Raw genomic sequence first — 12,858 nt, forward strand, 5'->3', positions numbered from 1 at the left:
AATATCGCAGACATGAAGTGTCTGCTGCGACTCATCTGATGGCGATCAGACCCGTCGAAGATGTCATGATCATGGCTGATTTAACATCACAGATTCCGATCAACAACCGTTTTGCCCGATCACAATTAAAAGCGAGCCGGTAATAAAACGAAGAACCCCGCCAAAACCCGGAGACGATAGCGCCAACAGATCGGCAAAACCCACAACTGGACACGGCAATTGCCGGTATGGTTAATCTGAATCCGGATAACTTGGCAGTTTTTCGATAGAAGCGGTTGACGTATGCCCCCCGTAAGGGCATCTTCCGCGCGAATTCCGTTAATAAATGGAAAAGTGTTTTCATCGCCCGACCGCGAAACCCCCAGGAACCGCATCACATGACGACGCAAGCAGAACACAACCGCATGGCCAATGCCATCCGCTTCCTCTCGGCAGACGCTGTTGAGAAAGCCAAATCCGGTCACCCGGGCATGCCGATGGGCATGGCAGACGTTGCGACTGTTCTTTATACCAAATTCTTGAAATTCGATCCGAAGCACCCGAACTGGCCGGACCGCGACCGTTTCATCCTGTCCGCAGGTCACGGTTCGATGCTTCTTTATTCGCTTCTGCACCTGACCGGGTACGAAGACTTCGATCTTGATCAGATCAAGAATTTCCGTCAGATGGGCTACCGCACCGCGGGCCACCCGGAATACGGTCACGGCGAAGGCATCGAAACCACCACTGGCCCGCTGGGTCAGGGTATTGCGACTTCGGTCGGTTTCGCCCTCGGCGAGCGCATCATGAATGCCCGTTTCGGCGACAGCGTTGTTGATCACTTCACCTATGTGATTGCCGGTGACGGTTGCCTGATGGAAGGCATTTCCCAGGAAGCCATTTCGATGGCCGGTCACATGAAACTATCGAAACTCATCGTTCTGTTCGATGACAACGGCATTTCGATTGATGGCCCGACCTCGCTTTCGACCTCGGAAGATCACAAGAAGCGCTTTGAAGCCGCTGGCTGGGACGTTCAGCAGATTGACGGCCACGATCCGGCCGCGATCGAAGCCGCCATTGCCAAAGCCAAAACCACCAACACCCCGTCGATGATTGCGTGCAAAACCCAGATCGGGTTCGGTGCACCGACCAAAGCGGGTACCTCGGCAACCCACGGTGCAGCTCTTGGCGCCGAAGAACTTGCCGGCATGCGCGAGAAACTGGATTGGGGTTACGAGCCGTTCGATATCCCGGCCGACATCCGTGACGCATGGCTTGCTACTGGTGCCCGTGGTACTGAGGACTTCAATGCCTGGGGTGCACGTTTCGATGGTCTCGAAGCAGCCCTTAAGGACGAGTTCGAACGTCGTATTGAAGGCAAGCTTCCGGAAAACTGGATCGAAGCGTTCAACGACTACAAAAAGCAGATCACCGAAGACAAGCCGAAGGTCGCCACCCGTAAGGCATCCGAGAATGTTCTCGAAGTGCTGACCAAGGCGATCCCGGAAATGATCGGCGGCTCTGCCGACCTGACCGGTTCGAACAACACCAAGACCAGTGTTCAGGCACCGATCACCGCTGATGGCGGCTATGAAGGTGCGTATATCTATTACGGTATCCGTGAACACGGCATGGCTGCGGCCATGAACGGTCTGGCGCTGCATGGTGGCGTTCTGCCCTATGGTGGTACCTTCCTGGTCTTCACCGACTATTGCCGCCCGGCAATCCGTCTTTCGGCGCTGATGAACCAGCGCGTTGTTTACGTCATGACCCACGATTCCATCGGTCTTGGCGAAGACGGCCCGACCCACCAGCCGGTCGAACATGTTGCATCGCTTCGCGCCATGCCAAACGTGACCGTGATCCGCCCGGCCGATGCGGTTGAAACCGCCGAAGCATGGGCCATGTCGATCACCAACGAAAGCGGCCCGACTGTTCTGGCCCTGACCCGTCAGGGTCTGCCAGTTCTGCGTACTGACTATCGTGAAGACAACCTTGTCGCACGTGGCGGTTACGTGATTTCCGATTGCGATGGTGAGCGTCAGGTCACCCTGATCGCGACCGGTTCGGAAGTCGAGATCGCGGTTGACGCGCAGGCCAAGCTGAAAGCAGACGGCATCAATGCTGCTGTTGTTTCGCTGCCGAGCTGGGAGCTGTTTGACGCCCAGTCGCCGGAATACCGCAAGGACGTTCTGGGCAGCGCACCGCGCGTTGCCATCGAAGCGCTCTCGGTCTTTGGCTGGGAAAAATATGTTGGCGACAACGGCAAGGTTGTCGGCATGCACGGATTTGGTGCCTCGGCACCGGCCCCGGTCCTTTACGAGCATTTCGGCATCACTGCCGACGCGCTGGTCAAAGCGGCCAAGGAACTGGTTTAATTTACAAGGCCGGATCGGTAACATGCCGATCCGGCCTTTTTTCTATGGGTTCTTGACCCTAAGCCGTGATTGATACTCCCCAGGTACCAATCATTATAATTTTGGAGGGATGAATGGCTATTCGCGTAGCGATTAATGGTTTTGGCCGTATCGGCCGTCTGGTTCTGCGTTCTATCGTTGAAAGCGGTCGCACCGACGTTGAAGTTGTTGCCATCAACGACCTGGGTGACGTCAACACCAACGCACATCTTCTGAAATATGATTCCGTTCATGGTGTCCTGGCCAATGACGTCAAAGCCGAAGGCGACGATCTCGTCATTGACGGCAAGGCGATCAAGGTTTGCTCCGAACGTGACCCGGCGAACCTGCCGTGGGCCGACCTTAAAGTCGACATCGCATTCGAGTGCACCGGTATCTTCCTTGACGAAGCGGGTGCAGGCAAACACCTGACCGCAGGTGCCAAGCGCGTTCTGATTTCTGCCCCGGCAAAGGGCGATATCAAGACCGTTGTTTACGGCGTTAACTCCGACAGCCTGACGGCGGATGACGTCATCGTCTCGAACGCATCCTGCACCACCAACTGCCTTGCACCGGTTGCAGATGTTCTGAACAAAACCGTTGGCATCACCAAGGGCTTCATGACCACTGTTCACGCCTTCACCGGCGACCAGAACACCGTGGACAGCCTGCATAAAGACCTGCGTCGTGCACGTTCGGCATCGCTTTCGATGATCCCGACCTCGACCGGTGCAGCAAAGGCTGTTGGCCTTGTTCTTCCGGAACTCAAAGGCAAGCTTGACGGTACCGCGATCCGCGTCCCGACCCCGAACGTTTCCATGGTCGACCTGACCTTCGTTGCGGGCCGTGACACCACCGTTGATGAAATCAACGCAGCGATCAAGGAAGCCGCAAACGGTCCGCTGAAAGGCGTTCTTGGCGTTTGCGAATCACCGCTGGTATCGGTTGACTTCAACCACAACCCGAACAGCTCGACCTTTGATGCGACCCAGACCCAGGTCATGGATGGCAACTTCGTTCGTATCCTGTCCTGGTATGACAACGAGTGGGGCTTCTCCAACCGTATGAGCGACACCGCTGTTGCCATGGCGAAGTTCCTCTAAGCATCGCTTAGGTCCAGACTCCCAAGGTGCCCGAAGTTCTGCTTCGGGCACTTTTCTTTTGCGCCTCTTTCCGTCACTGTTGCGGCGACACGCCGATCAAGACAAACAGGAGCCCGGCCCGTGAGCCTTCTTTTCAAGGAACTTGATTATCGCCCGACGCCGATGGGGGTTTTAAGCCTGCGTCGCAGACGTGAGCTCAGCCTTGATATCGATGTCTATGAGATCAAGCTTGATGAAGAATATCTGATGTCGAGCCTGTTTACCGATGCCGAGATCGCGCTGGCTGACCTTGGCCTGGCCGAACTGGATCGCGATAACCTTGATGTGGTCGTTGGCGGGCTTGGGCTTGGCTATACCGCCAAGGCCGCCCTTGATAATCCCAAGACCGGCGAGCTGACCGTGCTTGATACCCTGCCCGAGGTCATCGAATGGCATCAGCAGGAATTGCTGCCATTGGGTGCGCAGCTTTCAAACGATCCGCGCTGTGCGCTGGTGCATGGGGATTTCTTTGCAGCCTCGCTTTCCGATACGCCGGGCATGAACCCGGATGCACCGGAAAAACTGCATGACGCGATCCTGCTTGATGTTGATCATTCGCCGGGCAATCTCCTGCATGAGGACCACAAGCGCCTTTACACCAAGGATGGCCTGGCGAAGCTTGCCACCCATCTGGTGCCGGGCGGGATTTTCGCCCTGTGGTCGACGGAGCTGCCCGAACCATGGTTTGAAGAAAACCTGAAATCCACGTTTGAGACGATCCGATCAGAGGTCATTACCTTCAAGCATCCGCTGATTGACCGTGAAGACATCAACACGGTCTATGTCGCGCGCACCAAGGCCTAAGCAACCGTTATGACCGCCCTGCCCGATCCGATTATCCGCATTCATGGCATGACCGGCGCCCGGTCTGTTTGCCGGGTGATGGGGGATCAAAGCTTTGGGTTACTCTCCCCCGATCACGCGGCGCAATCGCATGGGGCACAGTGGTTTGCCGATCTGGTCACGCTGGTTCGTGAAGAGTTTCCGGCATCGGAATTTAAGGCGATCCTTGATTGTCGCGGTCGGGTGTCTGGCGCGTTGGCCGCGATTGAGCTTGGGCTTGACGGGGTGATTGTCGATCCCCTGCCCGATGACCAGCTTAAGAACCTTCGGGACATGGCACGTCAGGCCAAGTGTTTGGTCATGACCGCCTTGCCGCCGACTGAGGCAGTCTATCAGATGGGTGATGACATACTGCCAGACGCGGAACTCGACAAACGGTTGCGCAGATACCTTGAAACGTCCACACGCTAGGCAATTGCCAAACCTTACGTCAAAGGTTACATAACACGCAGGAAATCATCAGGAATTATCATCGTGAATTCAGACGAACTTGCCGGTCTTTATCTTCTGACCCCGCCGAAAATCGATCTTGCACCCTTTGGCGAGAAGCTGAAATCCGTGCTTGATACCGGTGCAGTTGATTGCCTGCAATTGCGCCTGAAGGATGTCAGCGACGATGAAATCCGCACGGCAATTGATACCATCCTGCCGATGTGTGTCGATCGCGACATTCCGCTGATCCTTAATGATCGTCCTGACATTGCCAAGAAATCAGGCTGCGACGGTGTGCATGTTGGCGAAGACGATGCCAGCTATGACGAAGCACGCGCCATCATGGGCGAGGAACATATTGTTGGTGTGTCCTGCTATGACAGCCGGCACAAGGCGATGATCCTTGGGGAAAAGGGTGCGGATTACGTCGCATTCGGTGCGTTCTATCCGACCCAAACCAAGGAAGCCAAAACCAGCGTCACGCCGGAAATTCTTGAGATCTGGACCACCTTTACCACTGTACCCTGTGTGGCGATTGGCGGTATTACCGCTGAAAACGTGGCCCCGCTTGTTCTGGCAGGGGCTGATTTCATCGCGGTTACCGGGGGTGTCTGGAACCATCCGGACGGGCCCGAAGCCGGGGCAAAGGCGATCAAGGCAGCGATTGCAGCCACTGATATCTGATCTGGTTGCCGGGCGGCCGGAAATTGCTTGCGACGTAACTGCTTGCCCAAGCCATGCGCGAATGACGGGGTGTTATGCGCGTAAACCCGGATCAATCTGCTTGCAGCAAAACAGCCGAACTGGTAGGTAGAGCCCCTGAAATGGGGCGCTTGCCCCTTATTGCATTGTGAATCTGTGATCTGAAAGAACGGTTTGTGCCATGAAAATCAACGGCAACGAAATCCGTCCGGGTAATCTTATCGAACACAAAGGTGCCCTGTGGCGTGCAGTAAAATGCCAGGCTGTGAAGCCGGGTAAAGGCGGTGCTTTTAACCAGGTTGAACTCAAAGACATTCGTACCGGCACCAAGCTGAACGAACGTTTCCGTGCATCGGAAACCGTCGAAAAAGTTCGTCTTGAGCAGAAAGAATACACCTACCTGTTTGCTGATGGTGACATGATCACCTTTATGGACAGCGAAACCTACGACCAGATCACAGTAAATTCAGACCTTATTGGCGAAGCTGCTGTCTATCTTCAGGACGGGATGGTTGTGACCATCGAATCCTTCGAAGGTGAGCCGCTTGGCGTTCAGCTGCCCGAGCATGTCGTCTTCGAAATCGTCGAAGCCGATGCGGTCGTCAAAGGTCAGACCCAGTCTTCTTCCTTCAAGCCGGCTGTTCTTGAGAACGGTGTTCGTGTGATGGTGCCCCCGCATATTGAATCGGGTACGCGCATCGTCGTGAACACGGTCGAAGGCACCTATGTCGAGCGTGCCAAGGACTAAGGGCCTCCCTGCCCGCCGGTTCGGAAAGCGGACCTTCTTTTAATTCAAATTTCCGGGAGATATGCCGTGCGAGGCGCCGCCCGTCGTTCTGCGAATATCAACGTGATGTACAAGGCTGTCGAAAAGGCAGCCTATGGACTGAAACGCGACTTCGGTGAAGTCGAAAACCTTCAGGTGTCGATGAAAGGCCCGGCAGATTTCGTATCTGCGGCTGATCACCGTGCCGAAAAACGCCTGCGTGAAGAGCTGGAGCGTGCGCGCCCCGGTTACGGCTTCCTGATGGAAGAAGGTGGCGAGATCAAGGGTTCCGACCCTGAGCATCGCTGGATCATTGATCCGCTTGATGGCACCACCAACTTCCTGCATGGCATCCCGCATTTTGCCATTTCGGTTGCCCTGCAAAAGGGCAACGAAATCATTGCCGGCATGATCTATGACGTTGCCAAGGATGAATGCTTCTGGGCGGAAAAGGGCGTTGGCGCGTTCCTTGATAACCGTCGCCTGCGCGTTTCGGGCCGTCGCCGTCTGAACGAATGCGTTCTGGCCTGCGGTGTGCCGCATCTGGGTCACGGCGATCACGCAGCATTTGAAAAACAGCTGCATTCGGTCATGGATCGTTGCGCCGGTGTACGTCGTATGGGGGCTGCTGCCCTTGATATGGCCTATGTTGCGGCCGGTCGTTATGACGGGTATTGGGAATCTCACCTCAATGCGTGGGATATCGCAGCGGGTATTATCCTGATCTCGGAAGCTGGTGGTTATATCCGCGATGAAAAAGGCGGCACCAACATGCTTGGTACCGGCAGCGTGGTTGCAGCCAACGACTATATCCAGCCAGTGCTGGCCAAAACGCTGAAAAAGGCAATTGCGAGCTAACACACCGCTTTTGTTACTGTTTTTTGAAAGGGGCGCTTCGCGATCTGCCGAAGCGCCCCTTTTGCATTATCGGTCAAAGCGGTTGTCCATCACCTGTCTCTAAGCTATGGTGCTTGGGACTGTGTGGCCCGATTGCGGGCCTGCGGACAACAGGGGGGGCATTCCAAAAGTTTTGCGGGTGCCTAATGATCGACACAAAACTGTGTGAAATAGAACAACGTTACCAAACGATTTCAAACACAGGGTATTAAGGGGCCTGCGATTTGATGATGGGGTATTCCAAGATTTCGGTGCTTGCGATGACGGCTGCACTGGGCACGACCGTGTTCTTTGGCGCTAACGCATCCGCACAACAATACTCCCCCGTTTCGAATGACAGCAGCGTTCAGGTGAACTGGGACGTTGCAGATGGCTATGGCGGACAGCCGACCGTGCCACAATATCTTTCCCCGACTGTTTCACGCGATCACATCGTTATGCCCGGCGGAGATCTGATTTTCCCGGAAACCAAACCGAAATCGACCTTCCTGGCCGCAGAACAGTTTGCCAGTGCCAGCGGTTCGGATGGCTATGACGGCGGGTTCGAGACGGTTGTGATCGATGGATCAAGTGGCGGCGGCAACGCCTTCCCGACCCAATCAGAATTTTACGGCGTGCCTGGCGTTGCCACAACGTCACGTGCCCCGGCGTCAACACCGGCCATGATGGATGACGGTGCAAACCAGACCATCGTATTGAACCAGCCGGAACCGACCGCTGCACCGCGCAGCAAACCGGCTGCACCGGCAGTTAGCGAAAGCAGCAGCTCAAATGCGCCGACGCCGTTGACCAAACCGGCCCCTGCGCCGAGCGTTGCGGAAGCCGCACCGGCCCCTGCTGCTCCGGCACCTGCGACCGAAACCGCCGAAGTTGCCGCACCGGCAGCAGAACCGGCACCGGTTGAAGAAAACACCGCACCGAGTGCGCCTGCGGCACCGGAAGTCGCCCCGATTTCCGAAGCACCTGCTGCCCCGGCCGCACCGGCACCTGACACCACCCAGTCCGCGACCGAAATGGCCGCGACCGCCGAGCCGATAACCGAACAGGCCGCACCGGAAGCCCCGGCGGCAGAGGAAGCCGCCCTTCCGCCGGAAACCGCACCGGAACCGATGCCGGCCACGGGTACAGATGAATACAGCCTTGGCTTTGCCGCAGAAAGCTTTGAGCTGAGCGACACCGCCAAAAGCCAGCTTGATAGTGTGATTGCAAGCATGGGTCAGGACGAAAACCTGCGCATTCAGTTGCAGGCCTATGCCCAGGGGGATGGATCAAACGCGTCAAAGGCGCGTCGTCTATCGCTGTCGCGTGCGCTTCAGGTTCGTTCCTATCTTATTGACCGGGGTGTGCGCTCCACGCGCATTGATGTTCGTGCCCTTGGTGCGAATGTTCCGTCCGGCCCCGCCGATCGCGTCGATATCAAAACCGTTCAACGCTAGGATTAATCCGTTATGAGCAGCAATACGGCAAATGGCACGGGATCGCTCCCGCCCATTACCAAACCCGGAAGTTATCTGACACGTATGGCAATCTTTGTTGCCATCATCGCCGGGGTTGGTGCCCTGCTGTTCCCGGCCCTGTCTGATGCCTTTATGGCCAATGCTGTTCTTAATGGCCTGATCCTTGGTGTGTTTGTCGTTGGTGTGGTTTACACCTTCCGCATGGCCGCAAGCCTTTCACCCGAAGTTACCTGGATCGAAGATTTCCGTCGGTCCCGCCCGGGACTGACGTCACAGGTCCCGCCGAAACTTCTGGCCCCGATGGCCAGCATGATGGCCGAACAGCGCCGTGATCGACCGCAGCTCTCGACAACGTCGACCCGGACCATCCTTGACTCTATCCGTTCGCGTCTGGATGAAAGCCGCGAATTGTCCCGCTATATCGTGGGTCTGCTGGTGTTTCTTGGTCTGCTCGGCACCTTCTGGGGCCTGCTTCAGACGGTGAACTCGGTTGCTGGCGTGATCAGCAACGTCAATGTCGGCAGCGGGTCGAACATGGATCTTTGGTTCTCGGAGCTGAAAGACGGCCTGTCTGAGCCACTCAGCGGCATGGGAACGGCGTTTTCGTCCTCTCTGTTTGGTCTTGCCGGGTCGCTGGCCTTGGGCCTTCTGGACATGCAGGCCGGTCAGGCACAGAACCGTTTCTTCAACGATCTTGAAGAATGGCTTTCAAGCTTTACCCGCCTTGGCTCAGGTGGCGGCATTTCAGATGGTGAACAATCTGTTCCGGCCTATCTTTCGGCCCTGATCGAGCAGATGGCGGATAATATGGAAGGGTTGCAAAACTCTATCCAGCGCTCGGAAAGTTCGCAGATCAAATCGCATAACACGCTGATTGACTTGGCCGACAAGCTTTCGACCCTGACTGACCAGATGAAGGCTGAGCAACAATTGATGGTCAAGCTGGCGGAAAACCAGATGCACCTCAAACCGGTTCTCGATCAGCTGGCTGATTCGATGAAAATGGGCAGCTTCGGGATTGATGATAATACCCGTGCGCATATCCGTTCGCTTGATAACCAGCTGAATCGCATTGGTGAGGAACTCACCATGGGTCGCCAGCAATCCACACAGGAAATCAGAAGCGAGATCAAGCTTCTGGCCCGCACCATCGCCGCCATCGCCGAGGAGGGCTGATCGCATGATCGGGCTTTCGCGCCGTCGTAACCGCGATGTAAATACCTGGCCTGGCTTTGTTGATGCGCTGGCGACGCTTTTGATGGTGATCATCTTTCTTCTGATGATCTTTGTCATTGCGCAGGTCTATCTGGGTGCGGCTCTTTCGGGCCGTGATGAAGCGCTTAGCGATCTGACAGCCCAGGTCAATGAACTGACCAATTTGCTGTCGCTTGAACGTGGCAACAATCAGCGCATGGAGCTTGAGCTCACCCAGCTGACGACCGAGCTTTCCAATACAGCCGATCAACGCGATGATCTGCGGGCGCGCGCAGCTACCCTTGCCGATCAGTTGGCCGCAGCCGAACTTTCCGCTGACGAAATCGAGCAAAAGCTTCTTGCAGCCCTCGCCTCGCTTGAAGACAAGGAATCCGAGCTGACCGAGCTTCGCGAAACCACGGGCGAGACGATCTCTGATCAGGAAACCCGTATTGACGAGCTTTCCGCCCTTCTGGCGTCACGCGCAGCCGAACTCGAAGATCAAAAGAACCTCAGCGAAGAAGCACAGGCACAGGTCGCAGCGCTTAATCAGCAGATGCTTGCCCTTCGTCAGCAACTTGCTCGGATTGAATCCGCCCTTGAAGCGTCCGAACGCGAGAACGAGGAAAAAGATGCTCAGATCGTCAATCTTGGCAATCGCCTGAACGCCGCCCTTGCTACCAAGGTAGCGGAATTGCAGCGCTATCGTTCAGAGTTCTTTGGCCGCCTGCGTGAAGTTCTGGGCGACCGTCAGGATATCCGCGTTGTCGGGGATCGCTTTGTCTTCCAGTCCGAGGTCCTGTTTGGATCGGGCTCAGCCGACCTTGGTGAAGAAGGTCAGGAACAGCTCGCAAAACTAGGCGAAACCCTGACCGCAATTGCCGCCGATATTCCCGATGATATTGACTGGGTGATGCGTGTTGACGGCCACACCGACAAGGTGCCGATCAGAAACCTTCAGTTCGCCTCGAACTGGGAGCTTTCGGCTGCGCGTGCGATTTCGGTGGTCAAGTTCCTGATTGATCAGGGCGTTCCGCCCAACCGTCTGGTTGCTGCCGGCTTTGGCGAATACCAGCCGCTTGATAATCGCGACGACGAAATCGCCTATCGCCGCAACCGCCGCATCGAGTTCAAGATCACCGAACGCTAAGGCGTCCCGGATCTTCAAACTGAAAAGAGCAGCCTTCTACGGAAGAGCTGCTCTTTTTCTTGGGCGATACAATTAAAAGTAGAATTAGGTACCAAAACTTGGAATAGTGAGAATACTCAAGAACATCAGGGACTTCTCATGACTTCCAAGTTTTCTATCATTGCCGGTGCCGTACTACTGCTGGCGGGCTGTGTCACCAATGACGGTCCGACTGATGTCAGCGGTCGTTCTCTCAAACTTGAAAAGCAGGGCGGATTTCAGCCCACCGAGAGCCGGTTTAACACCTTCGCATTTCTCAAGCCGTCCAAGCAGTATCTGACCCAGTCAACGGAACGGAATAACGGCCAGGGGTGGACGGAAACAGTCGTCTGGGATGGCGGACGGTCCTTTGTCGAGATCGAATATATTAATTCCGCATGGTTTAACCCGGCGACGGAAGACCGGATGCTCGAACGGGACAGCTTTGAAAACATTGCAGACCGCTTCCAGGTTCCAACGGATGCATTTGTTCAGATTGACAGGGTTTCGCCGCGCACCAAAGGGTGGATTGCCTCGACAGACAAGTGCGATGTTGGACGATTTGCGAAACGGTTTAAGGGCCTGACCCCTTACGACAATGATCGCGGATATTCCGATGCGGTTGTTTCGTTTGGTAATTGCGGAGGTGACTTCACCGTATCTGTGGAAACATTTGCACAACAAATCGACCTGATGAGCGACACTGTCAAAGAACAGATCAATGCGGACTATGCCAGTGTTGGACAGCTCACACTGCCCAAAAAGCCAGAGCCACCCAAAGAGCTGTCCAAGCTTACCGGCAGCTGGAAAGGTGTTTCAGAGCAGATCAGTGGCACAGCATCACACAAAGGCGCTGCGCAATATGAGTTTGCCTTCACGGCAGCAGGCACTGATTGCACTGGTACCGCAGTAACGTCCAAGTCCTCAAGTATCAACGGTACATGGTCGCTTACATGCGATGATGGCAAAACAGCCGATGGAATATGGACCAACCGCGAAACACAGGATTTCATTGGCAGTGGTGCTGATGCAGAAAAACAGGCAATCCTGTTCAAGCTCTTGCCCTGACACACAGCAGCGAACATCCTGACCAAAGAACAAAACCCCGCCAGATTGCTCTGGCGGGGTTTTGCCTTTATACGGTCCCTTGCCCCCGGGACCGCACATCGGGGTTTTGATCAGAGGGACTTGGTGCAGAAATAGAAGTCCACGTAATCATAGGCGGGATTGTTGACACGCTCGGCTGCGGCCTTGGCGGTATGGGCCGGAGGGACGATTACCTTGTCGCCCGGTTGCCAGCCTTCTGGCGTGGCAACACCGTTCTTGTCGCTGGTTTGCATAGCATCGAGCATGCGCAGGAATTCCGGAATCGAACGCCCGTTGCTCATGGGGTAGTAGACCATGGCGCGCAGCATGCCTTCGGGATCAATGATAAAGGTCGCGCGCACAGCCGACGTGTCCCCAGCACTTGGGTGGATCATGCCATAGGCTTGGGCGACTTCCATTTTAAGATCGGCGATGATCGGGAACGGGATTTCCACGCCGAAGTTCTGCTGGATATTGCGCATCCAGGCGATGTGCGAATGGGTGCTGTCAATCGACAGGCCCAGCAGCTCGCAATTGCGTTTTGAAAATTCATCGGCATGGTTGGCAAAGGCGATAAACTCGGTCGTGCAGACCGGGGTGAAATCGGCCGGGTGGGAAAACAGCACAAGCCATTTGCCACGATAGTCAGACAGGGATTTGACGCCATCGGTGGTGGGCGCAGTGAAGTCCGGGGCCGGTTCATTGATACGCGGCAAACCGACACGAATCTGGGGAGATACAGTCATTCTGGGGCTCCTAAGTCAGGAAATATCGTCCGCTCCGTTTAAGTACA

The 12,858-nt window shown here is 55.7% G+C and carries 12 protein-coding genes; 11 read left to right on the forward strand and 1 reads right to left on the reverse strand.

Annotation, left to right across the window (positions count from 1 at the left end; translation table 11 throughout):
* Nucleotides 1–377 precede the first annotated feature (377 nt).
* The 11 genes from tkt (at nucleotide 378) to ACXAF0_RS13245 (ending at nucleotide 12,047) form a co-directional block, all read left to right on the forward strand.
* Complete coding sequence (tkt, locus tag ACXAF0_RS13195) at nucleotides 378–2,360, forward strand: transketolase (RefSeq protein WP_475346338.1); 1,983 nt, start codon at nucleotides 378–380, stop codon at nucleotides 2,358–2,360.
* A 113-nt stretch (nucleotides 2,361–2,473) separates the two neighbouring features.
* Complete coding sequence (gene gap, locus ACXAF0_RS13200) at nucleotides 2,474–3,481, forward strand: type I glyceraldehyde-3-phosphate dehydrogenase (protein WP_475346339.1); 1,008 nt, start codon at nucleotides 2,474–2,476, stop codon at nucleotides 3,479–3,481.
* Nucleotides 3,482–3,601: 120 nt separating this feature from the next.
* Nucleotides 3,602–4,324 (forward strand): polyamine aminopropyltransferase, encoded by a 723-nt coding sequence (locus ACXAF0_RS13205; RefSeq protein WP_475346340.1) that lies wholly within the window; start codon nucleotides 3,602–3,604, stop codon nucleotides 4,322–4,324.
* 9 nt (nucleotides 4,325–4,333) lie between these two features.
* Nucleotides 4,334–4,774, forward strand: a complete 441-nt coding sequence (locus tag ACXAF0_RS13210) for a hypothetical protein (protein WP_475346341.1) — start codon at nucleotides 4,334–4,336, stop codon at nucleotides 4,772–4,774.
* 63 nt (nucleotides 4,775–4,837) lie between these two features.
* On the forward strand, nucleotides 4,838–5,479 hold the full coding sequence (gene thiE, locus ACXAF0_RS13215; RefSeq protein ID WP_475346342.1) for a thiamine phosphate synthase: 642 nt from the start codon (nucleotides 4,838–4,840) through the stop codon (nucleotides 5,477–5,479).
* 199 nt (nucleotides 5,480–5,678) lie between these two features.
* Nucleotides 5,679–6,245: an elongation factor P gene (gene efp, locus ACXAF0_RS13220; protein ID WP_475346343.1), complete on the forward strand. Its 567-nt coding sequence runs from the start codon at nucleotides 5,679–5,681 to the stop codon at nucleotides 6,243–6,245.
* Nucleotides 6,246–6,311: 66 nt separating this feature from the next.
* Nucleotides 6,312–7,121 carry an inositol monophosphatase family protein gene (locus tag ACXAF0_RS13225; RefSeq protein ID WP_475346344.1) on the forward strand — a complete coding sequence of 270 codons (810 nt, stop codon included), beginning with the start codon at nucleotides 6,312–6,314 and terminating at the stop codon, nucleotides 7,119–7,121.
* A 266-nt stretch (nucleotides 7,122–7,387) separates the two neighbouring features.
* Nucleotides 7,388–8,596 (forward strand): OmpA family protein, encoded by a 1,209-nt coding sequence (locus ACXAF0_RS13230; RefSeq protein WP_475346345.1) that lies wholly within the window; start codon nucleotides 7,388–7,390, stop codon nucleotides 8,594–8,596.
* A 12-nt stretch (nucleotides 8,597–8,608) separates the two neighbouring features.
* Complete coding sequence (locus tag ACXAF0_RS13235; RefSeq protein WP_475346346.1) at nucleotides 8,609–9,793, forward strand: flagellar motor protein MotA; 1,185 nt, start codon at nucleotides 8,609–8,611, stop codon at nucleotides 9,791–9,793.
* 4 nt (nucleotides 9,794–9,797) lie between these two features.
* Nucleotides 9,798–10,961 carry a peptidoglycan -binding protein gene (locus ACXAF0_RS13240; RefSeq protein ID WP_475346347.1) on the forward strand — a complete coding sequence of 388 codons (1,164 nt, stop codon included), beginning with the start codon at nucleotides 9,798–9,800 and terminating at the stop codon, nucleotides 10,959–10,961.
* Nucleotides 10,962–11,099: 138 nt separating this feature from the next.
* Complete coding sequence (locus tag ACXAF0_RS13245; RefSeq protein ID WP_475346348.1) at nucleotides 11,100–12,047, forward strand: hypothetical protein; 948 nt, start codon at nucleotides 11,100–11,102, stop codon at nucleotides 12,045–12,047.
* Nucleotides 12,048–12,157: 110 nt separating this feature from the next.
* Here ACXAF0_RS13245 and ACXAF0_RS13250 read toward each other — a convergent pair whose 3' ends face one another.
* The gene (locus tag ACXAF0_RS13250; protein ID WP_475346349.1) at nucleotides 12,158–12,811 is read right to left on the reverse strand and encodes a peroxiredoxin; all 654 of its coding nucleotides are present in this window, start codon (nucleotides 12,809–12,811) and stop codon (nucleotides 12,158–12,160) included.
* Nucleotides 12,812–12,858: the final 47 nt, after the last annotated feature.

Source organism: Thalassospira sp. ABD4_177 (genome assembly GCF_056160125.1).